The organism is Streptomyces sp. NPDC048057 (genome assembly GCF_040653095.1).
Classification (GTDB): Bacteria; Actinomycetota; Actinomycetes; order Streptomycetales; family Streptomycetaceae; genus Streptomyces.
Map to the genome: position 1 here is coordinate 1 of NZ_JBEZNF010000044.1, position 19848 is coordinate 19848.

Here is a 19848-nt window from a genome sequence, read left to right on the forward strand (position 1 = left end):
CGACCATGGTGCTGGCGCCCGAGTGATCCACCGGGAGGTGGGAGTCCGGGGGTGGGGACAGCCCCCCGGGGCGCCCCGGGACGCCCGCAGGGTCACGGCAGGGATGTCAGGTGGCTCCGGAGCAAGGCACGCGATGCTGCGGCCGAGCCAGCCGCAGCCGGCTGCGCGGGCTACGCGTGGGCGCGGCCCGGGCCGCCGGCGCCCGCCGTGCCGCCCGCTTCGTCGCCGTCCTCCGGGAGGCGGCACACCCGCTCCAAGAAGAGCGCCGCGGCGATCACCGCCACGCCCGCCAGGACCGAGAAGCCCGCGTAGATCGCCTGGTCCCGGCGCGCCGGGATGTCCAGCGAGCCGAGGAGGAAGACGCCGACGCCGCCGTAACCCCCGCTCACCAGCGCCGCGACCAGCGCGCTCGCCTGGCCGAAGACCAGCGCTCGCGCAGCCATCAACGGCTCCACGCCCTTCGCGCCGGGGCGCCGCTCGCGCTGCGCCTTCAACCGGGACCGTAGGGAGAGCGCCGTCGCCACCAGGATCACCGCGATGACCGCGAGCACGATCGGCGCCGCGATCGGCACCGCCGGCAGCGCGCCCAGGGAGGCCCACAGGCGCGCGGCGGCCCACGACAGCACCCCCGTCCCGGCGAAGAGACCGGCCAGCACCCCGAGGCGTAGCTGCTTCACCGGGAGCACACGTCCTTCCACTGGTCGTCCTGCGATGGTCTGCCGTGGTCTGCCGGTACCCGGACGGGACCGGCAGACACCCGTTGTCAGCAGCCTAACGACTACTCCGGCAGGCGCAGTTCCAAGTCGGGTCGTGGATCGACGCCTTCCCGACCGATCGCGGCCAGCAGTCCGGCGACCGCTCCGTGGCCCGGAAGCTGCGCTTCCGGGTCGATGTCGTGCCACGGCGCGAGGACGAACGCGCGCTCGTGGGCCCGCGGGTGGGGCAGCGTGAGCGCGGGGTCGTCCGAGACCACGTCGGCGTACGCCACGATGTCGACGTCGATGGTGCGCGGGCCCCACCGCTCGTCCCGCACCCGGTCGTACGCCTCCTCGATGGCCTGGCCGCGCTCCAGCAGGGAGCCGGGCGGCAGGGTCGTCTTCACCGCGATGACCGCGTTGAAGTACGTCGGCTGGGAGCCGGGCTCGACGCCCCACGGCTCGGTCTCGTACACGGGGGAGACGGCCGTGACCCGGAGGCCGGGCGTGTCCTCCAGCGCGTCGACGGCGCCCTGGAGCGTGTCGAGGCGGTTGCCCAGGTTGGAGCCGAGGGAGAGGACGGCGCGTCGGGGGTTGGAGAGGGTGACGTCGGCCGCGTCGACCTGCTCGACGACGGACGTGGGCACCGGCTGCACTGTGGGATCGCTCATACCCTGCTCCGCGTGATCGTGATGGTCACATCGTCGAACGGGACGGTGATCGGGGCGTCCGGCTTGTGGACGACCACCTGGACCTGCTCCACCCCGTCGTGCTTCAGGCACTGCTGGGCGATCCGCTCCGCCAGCGTCTCGATCAGGTCGACGGGCTCGCCCTCGACGATCGCGACGACCTCCTCCGCCACGATGCCGTAGTGCACGGTCTTCGCCAGGTCGTCGTCCGCAGCCGCGGGGCGGGTGTCGAGTCCGAGCTCCAGATCCACGATGAAGGTCTGGCCCTCCTCCCGTTCCCTGGGGAAGACGCCATGGTGCCCGCGGGCCTTGAGGCCGCGCAGCGCGACACGATCCACGCGAATCACTCCTGCTGTCCGTAAGTCTGACGGGCGGAACGGGCACCTGGCCGTGCGAGGACGGCGTCATTGCCCTCTTCGAATCTACCTGCGGCCACCGACAGCCCTCACCGACGGGTCGGCCGCGGCCGGCTGGAGCCAGGGCGGCACGATCACGGGGTGAAGCCCCCTGCCGGGCCGAGGCCGTCGGCGGGGCCGTCGCCCGGCCCCGCACCGCCGCCGTTCCCCTGGCCGCCGTCCACACCGTCCACACCGTCCACGCCACCCACGCCACTCTCATCGGGGTAGCCCTCGGCGAGGACGGGGGAGCCGTGGTGGGACCAGAGCCGCCAGCCGGCGGGCGTGCGGCGGAACACGTTCGTCGCGACGACGTGCTGTCCCACCAGCGGGCCCAGTTCGCCGACCTCCTCCGCGGGTCCGCCGCTGAGGATGTTCTCCGTGCAGGTCACCACCGCGGTGTCGGCGGCGACGCTGGCGCGCACGTCGGTGAGGAAGAACTGGATGTACTCGGTGTGCTCCATGATCACGGCGTACGAGCGCAGCACCTCGCCGCGGCTCTGGAGCACGGGCCAGCCGGGGTGCACGCAGGAGACGTCGTCGGCGGCCAGCCACAGCTCGGCCATCGCGACGGTGTCGCCGCGCTCCATGGCCTCGTAGTACGCCGTGTTCGCCTCCTCGACCTCGGCGCGGGCCGCCGCTTCGGTCGGATCGAGGTCGTCGGGGCCGTGCTGCTCGTCGTCGCCGTCGTAGCGGGAACGGCTCACCGGGCCGCCTCGACGGCGTGGGCGACCCGTACGGCGTCGGCCGTGGCCCGCACCTCGTGCACCCGCACCGCCCAAGCGCCCTCGTGCGCCGCTATCGCGGACACCGCGGCCGTCGCCGCGTCCCGCTCCCGCGCGCGCGGCGGTCGGCCGTCCTTGGCGTCCCGGGCGAGCACGTGGCCGAGGAAGCGCTTGCGGGAGGCGGCGACGAGCAGCGGGCGGCCCAGGGCGCCGAGGTCCTTGAGGTGGGCGACGAGCGCGAGGTCGTGCTCGGCGTCCTTGGCGAAGCCGAGGCCCGGGTCGAGCACGATCCGCTCGGGGGCGACGCCGCCGGCGACGACGGCGTCCATGCGGGCGCGCAGTTCGTCGACGACCTCGGTGACCACGTCGCCGTAGACGGCACGGTCGTTCATGTCGTGGCTGAAGCCGCGCCAGTGCATGACGACGAAGGGGGCGTCGGCGGCGGCGACGGCGGGCACCATCGCCGGGTCCGCGAGTCCGCCGCTGACGTCGTTGACGAGGACGGCGCCGGCGGCGAGGGCGCGTTCGGCGACGCTGGCGCGCATGGTGTCGACGGAGACCGTGATCCCCTCCGCCGCGAGCCCGCGGACGACCGGGACGACCCGCCGCAGCTCCTCGTCCTCGTCGACCCGGCTGGCACCGGGCCGGGTGGACTCCCCGCCGACGTCGACGAGGTCGGCGCCGTCGGCGATGAGGTCGATGCCGCGCTTGACGGCGGCGGCGGTGTCGAACCAGCGCCCGCCGTCGGAGAAGGAGTCCGGCGTCACGTTGACGACTCCCATGACCGCGCAGCGGCCCCACTCCGGCAACCCATGCAACGTACTCATACGCCCAGCGTAGGCCCGCGCCCGCGGCACGCGATCGGGGGCCGGTGCTGCGGGTGGCCGGCCTCGTGCGGTGCGCCCGGCGCCGTACGGCCCGGTTCAGGCCGCACGGCTCACCCGGGACGGGGTGCGCGGCGGGCCCGGGATCACGTGGGTGCAGGGGCGCGCCGGGCGCGGGGGCCGGCGGGCGGCGAAGGGGCGGGGCAGCCCCAGGGTGACGAAACCTTCCGCCTGCATCGCGGCGAAGCCGATGCGGGGCAGGTCCCGGGGGGTGCGGAAGACGACGAAGCGCGGTTCCCAACGCGGCTGGAACTTGGCGTTGAACTTGTACAGCGACTCGATCTGGAACCAGCGGGACAAGAACACCAGCAACCCGCGCCACATCCGTAGCACCGGCCCCGCGCCGATCTTCTCGCCGCGGGCCAGGGCCGCGCGGAACATCGCGAAGTTGAGGGAGACCCGGGTGATCTTGAGGCCGGGTGCGGCCCGCAGCGCGGCCACGATCAGCAGTTCGTTCATGCCGGGGTCGGCCGAGCGGTCGCGGCGCATCAGCTCCAGGGACATGCCGTCGTCGCCCCACGGCACGAAGTGGATGATCGCCTTCAGGTCGCCGTACGGGGAAGGGGTCGCACGACCCGCGCCGGCGGCGGAGCCGGACGCCCCGGGTCTGTCGGCGTCCGCGTCGGCATCGGCTTCGTCGGACCGGTGCGCGGTGGCGATCACCGCGTCCCCGTCGTCCGGGTCTCCGATCCGCCCCAGGGCCATGGAGAAGCCGCGCTCGGTGTCCGTGCCGCGCCAGTCTTCCGCGGCCCGCCTGACCTGGGCGATCTCCTCGGCGGACAGATCACGGACGCGCCGTACGCGGGTGGTGTAGCCGTTGCGCTCGATGCGCTTGACCATCTGGCGGACGTTGCGCATCGAGCGCCCGGAGAGCGAGAAGTCCGCGACGTCCACCACCGCCTCGTCGCCGAGTTCCAGCGCGTCGAGACCGGTCTCCCGGGTCCACACCTGGCCGCCGGTCTCCGAGCAGCCCATCACGGCCGGGGTCCAGGAGTGCGCCCGCGCCTCGTCCATGAAGCGTTCGATCGCGCCGGGCCACGCCTCGACGTCGCCGATCGGATCGCCGCTGGCCAGCATCACCCCGGAGACGACCCGGTAGCAGACCGCCGCCTTGCCGCTGGGCGAGAAGACCACGCCCTTGTCGCGGCGGAGTGCGAAGTGGCCGAGGGAGTCGCGCTGGCCGTGCCGGGCGAGCAGTTCGCGCAGCCGCCGCTCGTCGTCCTCGGTGAGCCGTGCGGTGGGATGCTCGGGGCGGAAGGCGAGGTACATGGTGGTCACGGCGGTCAGCAGGCCGAGCGCGCCGAGGGAGTACCCGACGGTCCAGGCGTCGCTGCCGGCGTAGTCGACGGGGCCTTCGACGCCGAACAGCCCGTACAGGGTGTGCTCCAGGCGGTCGGCGAGGCTCGGGTCCCCGATCTCGTTGTCCGGGTGCGCGCTGACGACGACCAGGCCGAGACCGATCGAGCCCGCGCCCAGCAGGACGAAGTTGGCGAGGGCCCGCCAGCGGCTGCGCGGGTCGGGCAGCGCGGCGAACTGCGCGCGGTGCCGCAGCAGCAGGACCAGCACCAGCAGCGAGACCAGCACCCCGACGACGGAGTTGCGGTACGCGAACTGCACGACGGCGCCGACGGGCAGCAGCACCACCGCGGCCCGCCACGCCCGCCGCTTGCGGCGCTTGAGGCCGTGGGCGAGCAGCAGCAGGAGGACGCCCACGCTGAGCGAGAGCGCGGCGACCAGCGGGCCGGTGGTGCCGGGGAGCACCTCGACGAGCGCGTGGGCGCGGCTGTGCCGGAAGCGGGGGACGACCCCGGCGGCGATGTCGATCAGGCCGACGAGGGTGCAGGCGGTGCCGACCACCGACGGCACGGCTTCGGGGCGGGGGCCCCGCAGCAGCCGGCGCACGCGGTCGGGCAGGCGGTCGGCGACGCTCCGGAGTCGGGGTCCGCGCCGGAGGGTCGGCTGCTCGGGGAGCCCTTGGTCCCCGGGTGGCTGATCCTGGGCGCCCCGAAACGGAACCTTTCCTGAATTGTCCCCATCTACAGGTGCAGGCATGGCGATGTCGAGTTTCCGTGCTTCCGCGAGAGGTCGTGGGCGTCCGTGAGCCGTCGGTCAGGTCGGCTCCGGGCGATATGCGCCCTCTAGGACGGAAGTCCCGGGGCGTCGGTTCACTCCCGTGCTCAGAAAGTCCTCGGGTTCCTCAGGAACCCTGCATTCCGGGGCCGCCTTGGCGGGGCCCAGACAAGGAGCGCCCACGCCATGGGTCTGACCAGCACTTCCGTCCTGGCTCTCGCCGTCGCCGCGGCGGTGTTGCTGTTCGCGGCGACGATCTGGCTGTGGCCCCGGCTCGCCGGCCGCGGCTGGCGACCGCTCACGGGGCGGGTCGGCCTGCTGCTCGCGACCCAGCTCGCGATCTTCGCCTCGGTGGGTCTGGCGGCCAACAAGTCGTTCCTCTTCTACGGATCCTGGGCGGACCTTTTCGGCCAGGAGCAGGACCTCGGCGTGGTGGTCGACCACTCGGCGGGCGGCCAGCGGGTCAAGGTCGTCGGCACGCAGCAGTTGGACGTGCCGGGCGGCGAGCGCCCCGAGCGGGCCGGGCAGATCCAGAAGGTGGTGGTCGCGGGCGCGAAGTCGCGGATCGACAGCCCGGCGTACGTCTATCTGCCGCCGGAGTACTTCCAGCCGGCGTACGCGAAGAAGACCTTCCCCGCGGCGGTCGTGCTGACCGGCTACCCCGGCACGGCCGAGAACCTGATCAAGGGCCTGAAGTACCCGCGGACGGCGTACGAGCTGGCCAAGAAGGGCCGGACGCAGCCGATGGTGCTGGTGATGCTGCGGCCGACGGTGGCGCCGCCGAGGGACACCGAGTGCGTGGACGTCCCGGGCGGCCCGCAGACGGAGACCTTCTTCGCCGACGACCTGCCCACCGCGGTCTCGCAGGCGTACCGGGTCGGCACGAAGCCGCAGAACTGGGGCTTCGTCGGCAACTCCACCGGCGGCTACTGCGCGCTGAAGGTGGCGCTGCACCACCCGGACCGGTTCGCGGCCGGCGCCGGGCTGTCGGCGTACTACAAGGCGGCGGAGGACGCGACGACCGGGAACCTCTTCCACGGCGACCAGTCCCTGCGCAACCGGGCGGACCTGCTGTGGAGCCTGGACAACCGGCCGCCGGCGAAGTCCTCGTTCCTGGTCACCACGTCGAAGCAGGGCGAGTCGAACCTGAAGGGCACGCTCCGCTTCATCGAGAAGGTGAAGGCGCCCGCCCGGGTCTCGTCGATCACGCTGGACAGCGGCGGGCACAACTTCACCACCTGGCGCCGGGAGATCCCGCCCACCCTGGAGTGGCTGAGCGGTCGGCTCAGCGCGACCTGACCGGCTTCAGGCGTGCTTGTGCGGCGCGTCCGCCGCCAGCGCGGGCAGGGTCGCGACGGACTCCAGGGCCACCTCCGTACGGGGCACGTCCCGCCCGTCCGCATCGATGGAGCGGCGCAGCGCCTCGTGCAGCCGCCCCGGGGTCAGCACCCCGAGGAAACGTCCCGTCTCCTCCTTGTCGATCACTGCGATCCAGCCGGCGTCGTGCTGGAGCATGGTGGCGAACGCCTGCTTCAGGGAGGCGCCCAGCGGCAGCCAGGCGTCCATCCGGCGGGCCCTGTCCCGTACGGTCCCGGTCGGGCCGGAGCGGGCGTGCTCGGACGAGATCCAGCCGTGCAGGTTGTCCTCGCCGTCCAGGACGACGGCCCAGCGCGAGCCCAGCTCCCGCGGCAGCGGGTCGTCGAGGTGGACCACCGGCGGCTGCTCCAGGTCGCTCTCCTCGATCGGGGTGACGGAGAGCCGCTTCAGACCGCGGTCCGCACCGACGAAGTCGGCGACGTACGGGGTGGCGGGCGCGCCCAGGACGGCGGCGGGCGCGTCGAACTGCTCGATGCGGCCCTGCCCGTACACCGCGATGCGGTCGCCGAGGCGCACGGCCTCCTCGATGTCGTGGGTGACGAAGAGGACCGTCTTGCGGACCTGGGACTGAAGGCGCAGGAACTCGTTCTGGAGGTGTTCGCGCACCACCGGGTCGACCGCGCCGAACGGCTCGTCCATCAGCAGGACGGGCGGGTCGGCGGCGAGCGCCCGGGCCACGCCCACGCGTTGGCGCTGCCCGCCGGAGAGCTGCTCGGGGTAGCGGTCGCCGTGGACGGCGGGGTCCAGGCCGACCAGGTCGAGGAGTTCGGCGGCGCGGGCGCGGGCCTTGGCGCGGGACCAGCCGAGGAGGTGGGGGACGGTCGCGGTGTTGTCGAGGACGGTCTTGTGGGGGAAGAGGCCCACCTGCTGGATGACGTAGCCGATGCGCCGACGCAACTGCACCGGATCGACGGTGGCTATGTCCTCGCCGTCCAGGAAGATCCGGCCGCTGCTGGGCTCGATCAGGCGGTTGACCATCTTCATGGTCGTGGTCTTGCCGCAACCGGACGGGCCGACGAGCGTGACCAGTTCGCCCTGCTCGACCTCGAACGACAGGTCGTCGACCGCTGTCGTCCCGTCCGGATAGCGCTTGGTGACGTGCTCGAAACGGATCATGGGTCCCCATTGTGGCGGGTGTCGTGTGAAGGCCATGTTGCCTCCGTGTGGTGTTCCTCGGCGATTGTCAGTGGTCGGGGTTAGGGTCGAAGAACCTCAGGAATACGGTCATACGTTCGGTGCCGGTGGGGAGGTGGGGGAGCATGAGTGCGAGTGTGAGCGTCGCCGCGCAGAATTGTCTGACGGCGAACGACTGGATCTGTGGGGAATATCTCCGCAGCAGGAGCCAGGAATTGACCGACGCGACGGTGGAACACGTCTGGATCACCGCGGTGTCCGTGCTGATCGGACTGGCCGTAGCCCTGCCGCTGGCCCTGCTCGCCCGGGCGAAGCCGGCCTTCGCCGGCCCCGTCCTCGGCCTGACCACCCTGCTGTACACGATCCCGTCGCTGGCGATGTTCTCGCTGCTGCTGCCGGTCTTCGGGCTCTCCTCCGCCCTCGTCGTCACCGGCCTGGTGCTCTACTCGCTGACCGTCCTCGTGCGGAACGTCCTCGCGGGGCTCCAAGCGGTGCCCGCGGAGGCGCGGGAGGCCGCCCGCGGGATGGGGTACGGCCCGGCGCGGCTGCTGTGGGAGGTCGAGTTGCCGCTGGCGCTGCCCGCGTTGATGGCCGGCCTGCGCATCGCCACCGTCTCGACGGTCGCGCTGACGACCGTCGGCGCCCTCGTCGGCAAGGGCGGCCTCGGCAATCTCATCGACGAGGGCGTGCAGACGACGTTCAAGGCACAGGTGCTCACCGCGTCCGTGCTGTGCGTGCTGCTGGCCGCGGTCGCCGATCTGCTGCTGCTCGCCGTGCAGCGGCTGCTCACGCCCTGGACCCGGGTGCGCGCCGGCGCTGCGCCGAGCCGCGCCCGTAGGGCCCGAATACGGACCTCGGGGGAGGCTGTCTGATGCAGGTCGTGGCCGACGCCTTCACCTGGCTCACCACGGGAGCGAACTGGTCGGGGGAGAGCGGCGCCTGGCACCGGCTGGGCGAGCACGTGTACGTCAGCGGGGTCGCCCTCGCCGTCGCCGTGGCGATCGCCCTGCCGATCGCCCTGTACCTGGGCCACCTCGGCCGGGGCGGCGCCCTCGCGGTGAACATCTCCAACGCCGGTCGGGCGATCCCCGTCTTCGCCGTCCTCGCGCTCTTCATGCTCACCCCGCTGCGCAGCGCCGGGTACGCGCCGACGATCATCGCGCTGGTGCTCTTCGCGGTGCCGCCGCTGCTGACCAATGCGTACGTGGGGATGCGGGAGGTCGACCGGGCCGTCGTGGAGGCCGCCCGGGGGATGGGGATGTCGGGCTGGCAGCTCTTCCGCCGCGTCGAACTGCCCTTGGCGTACCCCCTGCTGATGACCGGGGTGCGCTCGGCCGCCGTGCAGGTGGTCGCCACGGCCACCATCGCTTCGATGGTCGGTCAGGGCGGGCTCGGTCGGATCATCACCGCCGGCTTCAACACGTACAACACCCCGCAGGTGGTCGCCGGGGCGCTGCTCGCCGCGGTGTTGGCGCTGGCGGTGGAGGGCCTGCTGGTGGGGGTGGACCGGCTGGTCGACCCGCGCAGGAGGTCCGTCGCCGCGAAGGGGCGGGCCGCCGGGGCGCGGGCTTGAGCGTCCGGCCCGGAGCCTTGTCGATCCCACCGTCCGGTAGTACGGAGTTCAGCCCGGCGCCGCCCGTCCCGTACGGCCCAGTTCCTCACGGCGCAGTCCACAGTTCAGCGCAGTTCAGTTCAGCGCAGCCCAGAGCCGCAGTACGTTCGAACGGAGACACCTCATGTCCCTGCCCAAGTCCCCCCGTGGCGCGCGTGGCGTCCGCCTTGCTCGCGCCGGCCGCGTCGGCGTCGCGGCGGTCGCCCTCGCCGGTGTCCTCGCCGCCTGTGGCGACGGCGACAGCCTGGAGGATTCGAAGAACGGATCAGGATCGGGCGGTGGTTCGGGCGGAAAGGGATCGCTCGTCGTCGGCGCCGCCGCATTCACCGAGTCGAAGGTCCTCGCCGAGCTGTACGCACGGGTCCTCGCCGACGCCGGCTACAAGACCTCCGTCACCACGGTGAAGAACCGCGAGCTGTACGAACCGTCCTTGGAGAAGGGCGAGATCGACGTCGTACCGGAATACGCCGCCACACTCGCCGAATTCCTGAACGCGAAGGCGAACGGCCCGAAGGCGCCCACCGAGAAGCCCGTCGCGACCAGCGACGTCACCACCACCGTCAGCGCGCTCACCAAGCTCGCCGAGCCGCGCGGGCTGAAGGTCCTCAAGCCCGGTGGCGCCGTCGACCAGAACGCCTTCGCGGTGAGCCGGGAATTCGCCGAGAAGAACGGCCTGAAGACGCTTTCCGACCTCGCGAAGGCAAAGCTCAAGGTCAAGATCGCGGCCGGGGACGAGTGCGAGGTGCGCCCGTTCTGCGCGCCCGGACTCAAGGAGAAGTACGGCATCGACGTCACCGGCGTCGACCCCAAGGGCGTCGGCACCCCGCAGTCCAAGCAGGCGGTCCGCGACGGCGACGTCCAACTGGTCCTGACGACCACCACGGACGCCGTCATGGACGGGCTGGTCTTCCTGGAGGACGACAAGAAGCTCCAGAACGCGGACAACGTCCTGCCGGTCGTCAATGCCAAGGACGCCGGCGATCCGGAGATCGCCGCCGCCCTCGACAAGCTCACCCAGGTGCTCACCACCGAGGACCTGGCCGAATTGAACCGCAAGGTGGATGCCGAGCGGGCCAAGCCGGAGGACGCGGCGAAGGAGTACCTCCAGTCCAAGGGGCTGGTGAAGAAGTAGTTCGGGCACCTGAACGGGCAGGTGATCGCGCGGAAGGCCGAGGTGATCGAGCGGGCGGACGAACGGGATGGCCGGGCGGGTGACGGGACGGGCCCGGGGAGTGCCCCGGGGCCACTACCGTCCCGGCAATCCCGCCCGTATCACCGGTGTGTGGCTTGAAAGAAGTGGGTAAGAGAGTGTGGATCGGGAGATGTTGGGGAGTTTCCGCGTTCCTTCCGGGTTCCGTTCCGGTTATTTGCTGACCCGCCATCCCATTCGCCGTCTACGCACGGTAAATTTCGGGCCATGCCCCGTGGACGTCACCGCCATTCACCTCCCCTGCACAGGCTGCTGCCGCCGTCGGCGGTCGCCGGAGCGTCGGTCCTGAGCGCGGCCGGCGCGTGGTTCTTTGCGGAACCGGTTCTGCTGCGCACCCTGACCGCGGTGGCGGCCGGAGCCGCGATCAGCGGCGCGTTCCTGATGCGCCGTTGGGACCGGGCCGCGGGACGCCGGGTGGCCGACCTCGTCCGGGGCCGCGCCAGCGACGCCTGGCAGAGCGAGGAGCGCATAGCCGAACTGGAGGCGGACGTCGAGGAGTCGCGCGAGCTGCGCGGCAAGCTGGAGACCAAGCTCCGCGCCAAGCGCGTCGAGCTGGCCGCCCTCCGCAACGAACACGCCGAACTGCTGCGCCGTTACGCCGCCGCGGAGACCGGGCGGGCGAGCGCGCTGGAGGGCCGCCGACAGCTCGCCATCGAGGTCACCGACCCCAAGGAGCTGCCGGGAGGCGGCACCTCGCCGACGGCCGCGGTCTATCTGCGTGCCGCCCAGGCGCTGGACGCCCTGGCGCGCAACGCCGCGGCGCAGCGGTCGGGCGGACCGGGCCGTACCGGGGGGCCCAGGAAGGCGATCGAGCCGGCCGGGACCGCCAGGGCGATCGAGTCGGGGAAGTCGGCCGCGGTGGCCGGCGTGGCCGGGGCCATGGCCGCCAGGGAAGCCGTGTCCGCCGCGCCGTCTGCGCCGTCTGCGCCGTCGACGCCGTCTGCGTCTGCGCCGGCTGCGCCTTCTGCGTCCGTGCCGTCTTCGCAGGGCGACAAGGGTCCCGACGGTCCGGGGGACGGCGGCGGCCCGGGCGGCGGCGTCACCCCCGAGGACCGTGCCGCAGCGGCCGACGCGCAGCCCGCCGCACTGACGGCCGCGATCGTGCCGTACGGCCCGCGGACCCGCCCGGAGGCCGCGAAGCGGCGCCCGGAGGGGAGCTTCGACTTCTTCGGCCACCAGGGCAACGGCGGCACCGCGAAGGCCATCGAGGCGGCCCAGCAGGAGGACCTGGCCGACGTCGTCGGCGAGGAGGCCCTGGCCGAGCACGCGGAGCGCACCGAGCGCGAGCAGAACACCCGTCAGCGACCGCCGGTGGCCGTGGCGGGCGAGGTCATCGACCTGACCGCGCACGACGACACGGAGAAGCTGGACATGGCGGGCCTGCGCAACGCGCTCAGCTCCTGACAGGGCCTGACGGGTCCCGATTCGACCGACCGATCGGCTGCCAGCCCCTGCTGGCGGCCGATTCGTCGTTCCTCGGCTACTTGTCGATGTCGCCGACGACGAAGAACAGCGACCCGAGGATCGCCACCATGTCGGCGACGAGCGTGCCCGGCAGCAGCACCGCGAGCGCCTGGATGTTGTTGTACGAGGCGGAGCGCAGCTTCAGCCGGTACGGCGTCTTCTCGCCCTTCGACACCAGGTAGTACCCGTTGATGCCGAGGGGGTTCTCCGTCCAGGCGTACGTGTGCCCCTCCGGCGCCTTCAGCACCTTCGGCAGCCGCTGGTTGATCGGCCCGGGCGCCAGGTCCGCGATCCGGTCGAGGCAGGCGTCCGCGAGGTCGAGGGAGTTGTGCGTCTGCTCCAGCAGCACCTCGAAGCGCGCCAGGCAGTCGCCCGCCGGCCGCGTCACCACCTTGAGGACGTCCGAAAGCTCCCCGTACGCCAGGTACGGCTCGTCGCGCCGCAGGTCGAAGTCGACGCCCGAGGCGCGGGCGATCGGTCCGCTCACGCCGTACGCGTGCACGGCCTCCGCGGACAGCACGCCGACGGCGCGGGTGCGCCCGCGGAAGATCTCGTTGCCGAGCACCAGCCGGTCGTACACGTCCATCCGCGACCGGACGTCGGCGACCGCGTGCCGCACCCGTCCCAGCCAGCCCGCCGGCAGGTCCTCCTTCAACCCGCCGACCCGGTTGAACATGTAGTGCATCCGTCCGCCGGAGACCTCCTCCATGACGGCCTGGAGCTCTTCGCGCTCGCGGAACGCGTGGAAGACGGGCGTGATCCCGCCCAGCTCCAGCGGGTACGAGCCGAGGAACATCAGGTGGTTGAGCACCCGGTTCAACTCGGCGAGCAGAGTGCGCGTCCACACCGCGCGCTCCGGCACCTCCATGCCGAGCATGCGCTCCACGGCCATGACGACGCCGAGTTCGTTGGAGAACGCGGACAGCCAGTCGTGGCGGTTGGCCAGCATGATGATCTGCCGGTAGTCCCGCGCCTCGAACAGCTTCTCCGCACCGCGGTGCATGTACCCGATGACGGGCTCCGCGTGCTGGATCACCTCACCGTCCAACACCAGCCGCAGCCGCAGCACCCCGTGCGTCGAGGGATGCTGCGGTCCGATGTTGAGCACCATGTCGGTCCGCTCCGCGGCCCCGCCGACGCTGAACGTGGTCTCCGTCATGCCCTCAGTATCCCCCGCGCTTCCCGCCCCGTGAGCCGGGGAACCCTCGCGCCCCCGCGGCGCTACGGCGGGTCGGTCAGGTGCCGTGGGGGGACAGGTCACGGAACTCGCGAGCGACCCCCGCCCGCCCGGGGAGGGCGGCGTACCCGACTCACCGCCCTCCCTGCACCTCCTGCCACAGCCACCAGAAGTCGCCCAGTCCTCCGCGCCCCACCAGCTCCGCCGCCTCCCCCGCCGTCGACAGCGCCCGCAGGTACGCCGCCGGGTCGGTCCTGGCCAGGGACAGCGGGGGGCGCGGGTGCTCCGCGACGCAGCCCAGGGCGGACAGGGCTTCGCGCTGCCGCACCAACCGCGCCCCCGGCAACGCACACGCGTCCATCGCCACGTGCGCCGTCACGTCGCAGCTCCCGTCCGGCACCGGCGCCACCTCGCGCCCCGCGCGGAACCCGGTGAGCGTGCCGTACGGCGGACGAGCCTGCGCCAGGTGCCCGTAGTCGACCGCCACCGCGAGCCCCGACCGCAGCGTGCCGACCGCCGCCGCCCACGCCTCGTCGCGCGGGCGGCCGATCTCCGCCCGGCTGCCGGGCTCCGTCAGCGGCCACCACCGCGCCAGCCACTCCGCGTCCGCCCCGCTGACCGGCGGGCCGAGGCGTTCGGTGCCGTCGGGGCGCACGAGCACCTGGCGCACCACCCCGTCCTCGTCGACCTCGGCGACGTCGACGGGGACGTTGTCCAGCCACTCGTTCGCGAAGAGGAGGCCGCTGACCCCTCGCGGCGGCGCGGACAGCCAGGTGACGCGGGGGTCGAGCCCGGTCGGTCGGGCGGCGCGCTCCACGGCGTACGCCCGTACGGGGAAGCCGTCCGGCAGCGCCGCCAGCACGCCGGACACCAGTTCCCCGCGGCCCGCTCCCACGTCGACGAAGGCGACGCCCCCGTCGTGGCCGGCGTCCGAGAGGTCATCGGCAGTGGTGCGCAGGAGCGTGGCGACGGCCGCCGCGAAGAGGGGCGAGGCGTGCACGGAGGTGCGGAAGTGGCCGGCGGGGCCTTCGGGCCGCAGGTAGAAGCCGCCGGAGCCGTACAGGGCCTGCTCGGTCGCGTCCCGCCAGCCCCGCCAGCCGGCCGCGGGGCCACCCGTCTCCGCCATCTCTCCAGCCTCGTGAATCTCACCCGTACCAGCGCGGGAGGGGCACCCGGAGCCCGCTCCGTCATCCCTGGCCACACCACCGTGACCAGGCGTCTCACCCGCCCCGGCGCTCCTCGTGTCGTCCGTCACGCCCATCAGTCTCCACCTTGTGGAGTACTGACCGGCCGTTCGGATCGCTCTGGCGGTTGACCCCTACACCTGTCCGCCTTCCCTACTCTGGGTTACGTGCAGCGCCTCTACGACTTCATCCGCCGACACCCCACGGGCGTGGACTGCTTCTGGGCGGTCTTCCTCATGGGGCTCTCCGCCCTGGGGTTCGTCGGTGACCAGGACCGAGGGCCCCTGTGGGCCGCCGTGCCGGTGGTCATGGGGTTGAGTGCGGTCATCGCGCTGCGCCGCCGCATGCCGGAGAAGATGCTGGTGCTGGCCGCGGCGCTCGGCATCGCCCAGCTGGTGCTCGACGTGCCCCCGGGTGCGTCGAACTTCGCGATGCTGGTGATCATCTACACCGTCGCCGCGCAGTCCGCCTCGCGCTGGGCCTCCCGGCTCGCCCTCGTCGGCGGCCTCGCCGCGGCCACCTGCGGGCAGATCCGCTGGCCCACGCCCAACCAGAGCGCGCTCAGCCAGATCTTCATAACGATCATCCTGACGGTGCCGTTCGCCCTCGCCTGGACCCTCGGCGACTCCGTCCGCACACGCCGGGCCTACTTCGCCCAGCTCGAAGAGCGCGCACGGCGGCTGGAGAAGGAGCGCGAGGCGCAGTCGAAGGTGGCGGTGGCCGCCGAGCGCGCCCGGATCGCCCGCGAGCTGCACGACGTCGTCGCGCACAACGTCTCGGTGATGGTGGTGCAGGCCGACGGCGCCGCCTACGTCCTGGACGCCGCCCCCGACCAGGCGAAGCAGGCCCTGGAGACGATCTCCATGACCGGCCGCCAGGCGCTGGCCGAGATGCGCCGACTGCTGGGCGTGCTGCGCACCGGGGACGCGCCGGAGAGCGGTGAGTACGTCCCGCAGCCCGACGTGCAGCAGATCGAGGACCTGGTGGAGCAGGTGCGCACCTCCGGGCTGACCGTGGACTTCAAGATCGAGGGCACGCCCCGGCCGCTGCCGAGCGGCGTGGAGCTGACCGCGTACCGCATCGTGCAGGAAGCGCTGACGAACACCCGCAAGCACGGCGGGCCCGACGCCGGCGCCAGCGTGCGGCTGGTCTACTTCGACGACGGCCTCGGGCTGCTCGTCGAGGACGACGGCCGGGGCGCGGCGCACGAACTGTACGAGGACGGGGGAGCGGACGGGCAGGGCCACGGCCTCATCGGCATGCGCGAGCGCGTCGGTATGGTCGGCGGCACGCTGGACGCCGGGCCGCGGCCCGGCGGCGGTTTCCGGATCAGCGCCCTGCTGCCCCTCAAGGCGGCCTGAGCCGCCGGCCGCACCCGGCCGCCATCCACCCCCGACAGCCGGCCGCCATCCACCCCCGACAGATAGAGGATCCGCTGAGATGTCCATCAAGGTCTTGCTCGTCGACGACCAGGTCCTGTTGCGGACGGGGTTCCGCATGGTGCTCGCCGCCCAGCCCGACATGGAGGTCGTCGCGGAGGCCGGGGACGGCGCCGAGGCGATCGACATCCTGCGCTCCACGGCGGTGGACGTGGTGCTGATGGACGTGCGCATGCCGCGGCTGGACGGCGTGGAGGCGACCCGGCGGATCTGTGCCGCGCCGAACCCGCCGAAGGTGCTCATCCTGACCACGTTCGACCTTGACGAGTACGCCTTCTCCGGGCTGAAGGCCGGGGCCAGCGGCTTCATGCTGAAGGACGTGCCGCCCGCCGAGCTGCTGGGGGCGATCCGGTCGGTGCACAGCGGGGACGCGGTGGTGGCGCCTTCGACCACCCGGCGGCTGCTGGACCGCTTCTCGCCGATGCTGCCGAGCACCGGCGGCGAGCCGCGCAGCAAGGAGCTGGACCGGCTCACCGACCGGGAGCGCGAGGTGATGCTGCTGGTCGCACAGGGGATGTCGAACGGGGAGATCGCCGCCCGGCTGGTGCTGTCCGAGGCGACGGTGAAGACGCACGTGGGGCGGATCCTCACCAAGCTGGGGCTGCGCGACCGGGTGCAGGTCGTGGTCCTCGCCTACGAGTCCGGGCTCGTCCGGGCGGGCGGCGGCGGAGCGGGCCCCGCGCGCTGACACCCCCGGGGCCGGGCCCGGCGCCCGCCGGCCCGCAGCGCTACCGCAGCACCGTCTCCAGGAACTCGCTGCCCAGCCGGGCCACCGCGGTGATGTCCAACTGGTGCAGCACGTAGCGCCCGCGCCGCCGGGTGGAGATCAGCCCCGCCTTCTTCAACACCGCCACGTGCCGGGACACCTCCGGCGCGGTGATGCCGTACGCGTCGGCCAACTCGCTGGTGGTGTGCGGCGAGCGCGCCAGGTTGCGGCACAGCCGCATCCGCATGGGGTGGGCCAGGGCCTCCATGCGGCGCTGCAACAGCTCGACGGAGGCGAGGTCGGTGGGGGACGGCGCGCCGACGGGGTACCAGATCGCCGGCTGCCAGCCGGGCGCGTGCAGCACCAGCAGATGGGGCCAGCCGAAGCTGGACGGCACGAGCGTCAGCCCGGTGCCGACGTCCGGATCCACGGCCGACGTCCGCCCGGTCGTCAGCTTGTCGACGGTGATACGGGTCAGGTCCTCGTCCACCGAGAGCGCCGGCGACACCGCGTGCAGCGCCTCCCCGAGCCCCTTGTGCCGCAGCAGCTCGGTCTTGTGCCGCGCGTCCGCCGCGAGCTGCGGTGCGACCCGGCGCCAGGCGTCCGCGAAGAACGCCTCGTCGCAGTCCTCGAACAGCCTGCGCAGCCAGACCCGCACCGGGCCCGGGTCGTCCAGCAGCCGGGTGGCGACCTCCATGACGTGCGGACCGCGGGTGGCGGCCAGCGCCAGCGTCCGGTCCCGCATGCTGGCGTTGCCGAGCAGGTCCATGTCCGAGTAGGTGACGGAACAGGTGAAGTCGAGGGCTGCCGTCACGAAGCGCTCGTCGTCAAGCCGGTCGAGCAGGTCCAGGTCCTCCTTCAGCGTCGTTCCGGGCTTGCCCATCGCTCCGGCGCAGGTGGTCAGCCCGGCGAACGGCGCGAGGACGTCGGAGTGCGTCGTCCGCCACAGGAAGTCCGCCTCGTGCAGCCGGTCGGCCAGGTCGGGCTTGAGGCTCGCCGCGGTGGCGGTCGCCCAGCCGTGGAGCCCCGGATGGTGTCCGGGCTCCGAGAGGGCGTGCAGTGCGAGGCCCAGCTCCGCCAAGGGGGAGATCTCGAAGACGATGCGCTCCCGGGGGAGCCCGCTGATGTCGATGGTCACGCTCACACAGCAATTCTGCGTGGCCCTCGACCCCTGCACGAGACGAGTTGACGAGGCTCGTCAATCGACGTGACCCCCACCGGCGTTCGGCCGCAGCGTGAACGGCATGAACGCCATGCACCAGCACATGATCGACGCCTACCGGGCGGTCCAGCACGGCACCCGTGTCCCGCCGCAGCCGGGTCGCCACGACTGGCAGGCCGCCCGCGAGCTCACCTCCCAAGCCCTGGCCCGCCCCCGGCCCCGACGCCCCGGCCCCGGGGGCCGACTGCGCACCGCGCTGCGCCGTCTGACCGGCCGACCACCGACCGCCACCAGATCCGAGGAACACCAGCCCCGCTGAGCCACGGGCGCCCATGGCTCACGACGGGCGGCGAACCCGGACCAGGCGAGGCCCCGAACCGGCCGCGCTCCCGCCCCCAACCCGGCCGCGCTCCCGCGCCCATCCTGGCCGTGGTCCCGCCCCGAACGGGCCCCGGTGTCGCCTCGGCCCGGGTGCCTGACCGTGGCGCCTACGCCATCTGGTCCACCACCCTCCTCATGAACTCCGCGGTCGCCTTCCGCACGTCCTCGACCGTCCACTCCAGCCCCGCGGAGTCGACCCCCACCTCGGTGACCGACACCCCGGGCGGACAGCCCTCGGCGTACCAGCTCCGGAAGAGCGTCGTCCCGGTCTCCTCGGCCTGGGCCAGCCCCGCGGCGTCCAGCACCTCCGTCGGATAGGGGAGCCACACCGGGAACTGGTGTGTGTGCGGGACCTCCGGATGGATGCGGAACCAGGGGGCGGGGGAGTCCCGCAGCGCCTCGGCCAGCGCCCCGGCCACCACCCGTGCCTGCTTCACGTACGACGGCAGGCGCGGCAGCTCCCGCTCCAGCCCCATCAGCGCGGACAGCACCGTCGGGAACTGCTGGAAGAGCTGGCCGCCGTAGCGGTGGCGCCAGGCACGGGCCTCCGCCATGACGTCCTCGGGGCCCACCAGCGCCGCGCCCGAGAGGCCGCCCAGCGACTTGTAGAACGACACGTACACGCTGTCGGCGAGGGAGGCGATCTCGTCGAGCGGGCGGTCGAAGTGCACGGTGGTCTCCCACAGCCGGGCACCGTCGAAGTGCACCACCGCGTCCCGCTCGCGGGCGGCCTCGACGACCGCCACCAACTCGTCCCAGGAGGGCAGCACGAACCCCGCGGACCGCAGCGGCAGCTCCAGCATCAGCGAACCGAACGGCTCGTCGAAGCTCCAGACCTCCTCGGCCGTGGGCAGCCGGGGCTCCGTGGTGGGATGCACCGTGCGCAGCCCGCTCAGCACGCCGAACGCACCGCGCTCGTGCTTCTCGGGATGCGCCAGGGGGTGCAGCGCCACGGTCGCGTTCCCCGTGCGCCCGGCCCAGCAGCGCAGGGCGACCTGCTGTGCCATGGTGCCCGTGGGGAGGTACACGGCGGCGGGGAAGCCCAGCAGGGCGGCCACCTTCCGCTCCAGCTCCGCCACCACCCCGTCGCCGTATATGTCGGGAGCCCCGGACGGCTCGGACAGGTCGAAGACCTCACCGGCGCCCGTCGCGAGCGCGGCGAGGCGCTCGCCCATCAGCCGGTCCGCCGGGCCCTGCCACAACATCCGCTCCGAGGCCCGCCAGGCCGCCTGCTTGCGCAGGTGAAACTCGTCTTCGGACACGGTCCGTCCCCCTTCTCTCCGTCTTCTCCCGCTGCCGTGCGGCTTTCGCCGCAACTCTCTTTCGCCCGCGCGTCCCGCGCATGTGCTTTTCCGCTGCTCTTCCGCTGCCTTTCCGCGCACGCGGGCGCGGATCGTCCGCCGTCCGGCCGCTGAACGCCCGCCGTGGACCGGCCGTCCGTCGGAACGCTCTCGATCTTTCCCGCTGTCGAATCCGCCGTCCACGCCTGTGGATAACCTGCCTGTGGATAACCGGAGGGGCGTCCGCGGCGCTGGCGTAGCATG

General features: G+C 72.7%; 19 protein-coding genes. 8 read left to right on the plus strand and 11 right to left on the minus strand.

Annotation, left to right across the window (positions count from 1 at the left end; genetic code table 11):
* Positions 1-170 precede the first annotated feature (170 nt).
* From AB0E05_RS33695 to AB0E05_RS33720, 6 genes are all read right to left on the minus strand, one after another.
* Positions 171-677: a DUF3180 domain-containing protein gene (locus tag AB0E05_RS33695; protein ID WP_361970893.1), complete on the minus strand. Its 507-nt coding sequence runs from the start codon at positions 675-677 to the stop codon at positions 171-173.
* Positions 678-778: 101 nt separating this feature from the next.
* Positions 779-1366 (minus strand): 2-amino-4-hydroxy-6-hydroxymethyldihydropteridine diphosphokinase, encoded by a 588-nt coding sequence (gene folK, locus AB0E05_RS33700; protein ID WP_361970895.1) that lies wholly within the window; start codon positions 1364-1366, stop codon positions 779-781.
* Entirely contained in the window at positions 1363-1722 is a 360-nt protein-coding gene (folB, locus tag AB0E05_RS33705; protein ID WP_361529074.1) for a dihydroneopterin aldolase, read from the minus strand. Before folB ends, folK begins: the two co-directional genes overlap by 4 nt.
* A 152-nt stretch (positions 1723-1874) precedes the next feature.
* Positions 1875-2486 carry a nuclear transport factor 2 family protein gene (locus AB0E05_RS33710; protein ID WP_361970897.1) on the minus strand — a complete coding sequence of 204 codons (612 nt, stop codon included), beginning with the start codon at positions 2484-2486 and terminating at the stop codon, positions 1875-1877.
* A complete protein-coding gene (gene folP, locus AB0E05_RS33715) occupies positions 2483-3331 on the minus strand; it encodes a dihydropteroate synthase (RefSeq protein WP_361970899.1) in 849 nt (282 codons plus the stop codon). Before folP ends, AB0E05_RS33710 begins: the two co-directional genes overlap by 4 nt.
* A 96-nt stretch (positions 3332-3427) precedes the next feature.
* A complete protein-coding gene (locus tag AB0E05_RS33720; protein WP_361970901.1) occupies positions 3428-5290 on the minus strand; it encodes a phosphatidylglycerol lysyltransferase domain-containing protein in 1863 nt (620 codons plus the stop codon).
* A gap of 354 nt (positions 5291-5644) precedes the next feature.
* Between AB0E05_RS33720 and AB0E05_RS33725 the strand changes: the two genes are divergently transcribed.
* Positions 5645-6757 (plus strand): alpha/beta hydrolase-fold protein, encoded by a 1113-nt coding sequence (locus AB0E05_RS33725; protein ID WP_361970903.1) that lies wholly within the window; start codon positions 5645-5647, stop codon positions 6755-6757.
* 6 nt (positions 6758-6763) lie between these two features.
* Here the strand turns inward: AB0E05_RS33725 and AB0E05_RS33730 are convergent, their stop codons facing one another.
* Complete coding sequence (locus AB0E05_RS33730) at positions 6764-7951, minus strand: betaine/proline/choline family ABC transporter ATP-binding protein (protein WP_361970905.1); 1188 nt, start codon at positions 7949-7951, stop codon at positions 6764-6766.
* 143 nt (positions 7952-8094) lie between these two features.
* Between AB0E05_RS33730 and AB0E05_RS33735 the strand changes: the two genes are divergently transcribed.
* From AB0E05_RS33735 to AB0E05_RS33750, 4 genes are all read left to right on the plus strand, one after another.
* Entirely contained in the window at positions 8095-8841 is a 747-nt protein-coding gene (locus tag AB0E05_RS33735) for an ABC transporter permease (protein WP_361970907.1), read from the plus strand.
* Entirely contained in the window at positions 8841-9542 is a 702-nt protein-coding gene (locus AB0E05_RS33740) for an ABC transporter permease (protein ID WP_361970909.1), read from the plus strand. The genes AB0E05_RS33735 and AB0E05_RS33740 overlap by 1 nt, the downstream gene beginning before the upstream one ends.
* 163 nt (positions 9543-9705) lie before the next feature.
* Positions 9706-10713: an ABC transporter substrate-binding protein gene (locus AB0E05_RS33745; protein WP_361970911.1), complete on the plus strand. Its 1008-nt coding sequence runs from the start codon at positions 9706-9708 to the stop codon at positions 10711-10713.
* A 285-nt stretch (positions 10714-10998) separates the two neighbouring features.
* A complete protein-coding gene (locus tag AB0E05_RS33750) occupies positions 10999-12195 on the plus strand; it encodes a hypothetical protein (RefSeq protein WP_361970913.1) in 1197 nt (398 codons plus the stop codon).
* Positions 12196-12271: 76 nt separating this feature from the next.
* On the opposite strand, the gene AB0E05_RS33755 is transcribed toward AB0E05_RS33750, so the two are convergent.
* Positions 12272-13414: an NADH-quinone oxidoreductase subunit D gene (locus AB0E05_RS33755; protein ID WP_361970915.1), complete on the minus strand. Its 1143-nt coding sequence runs from the start codon at positions 13412-13414 to the stop codon at positions 12272-12274.
* 151 nt (positions 13415-13565) lie between these two features.
* Positions 13566-14558, minus strand: coding sequence for an SAM-dependent methyltransferase (locus AB0E05_RS33760; protein WP_361970916.1), 993 nt, complete (start codon positions 14556-14558; stop codon positions 13566-13568).
* A 225-nt stretch (positions 14559-14783) separates the two neighbouring features.
* On the opposite strand from AB0E05_RS33760, the gene AB0E05_RS33765 reads away from it, so the two are divergent.
* Both AB0E05_RS33765 and AB0E05_RS33770 read left to right on the plus strand, forming a co-directional pair.
* Positions 14784-15977, plus strand: coding sequence for a sensor histidine kinase (locus AB0E05_RS33765; protein WP_361970919.1), 1194 nt, complete (start codon positions 14784-14786; stop codon positions 15975-15977).
* Between the two features lie 79 nt (positions 15978-16056).
* Positions 16057-16743 (plus strand): response regulator transcription factor, encoded by a 687-nt coding sequence (locus AB0E05_RS33770; RefSeq protein ID WP_361970921.1) that lies wholly within the window; start codon positions 16057-16059, stop codon positions 16741-16743.
* Between the two features lie 40 nt (positions 16744-16783).
* Here AB0E05_RS33770 and AB0E05_RS33775 read toward each other — a convergent pair whose 3' ends face one another.
* The gene (locus tag AB0E05_RS33775; protein ID WP_361970967.1) at positions 16784-17899 is read right to left on the minus strand and encodes a DUF5937 family protein; all 1116 of its coding nucleotides are present in this window, start codon (positions 17897-17899) and stop codon (positions 16784-16786) included.
* A 106-nt stretch (positions 17900-18005) separates the two neighbouring features.
* On the opposite strand from AB0E05_RS33775, the gene AB0E05_RS33780 reads away from it, so the two are divergent.
* A complete protein-coding gene (locus AB0E05_RS33780; RefSeq protein WP_361970923.1) occupies positions 18006-18242 on the plus strand; it encodes a hypothetical protein in 237 nt (78 codons plus the stop codon).
* Positions 18243-18411: 169 nt separating this feature from the next.
* Here AB0E05_RS33780 and AB0E05_RS33785 read toward each other — a convergent pair whose 3' ends face one another.
* Positions 18412-19509: a beta-eliminating lyase-related protein gene (locus AB0E05_RS33785; RefSeq protein ID WP_361970969.1), complete on the minus strand. Its 1098-nt coding sequence runs from the start codon at positions 19507-19509 to the stop codon at positions 18412-18414.
* Between the last annotated feature and the right edge of the window lie 339 nt (positions 19510-19848).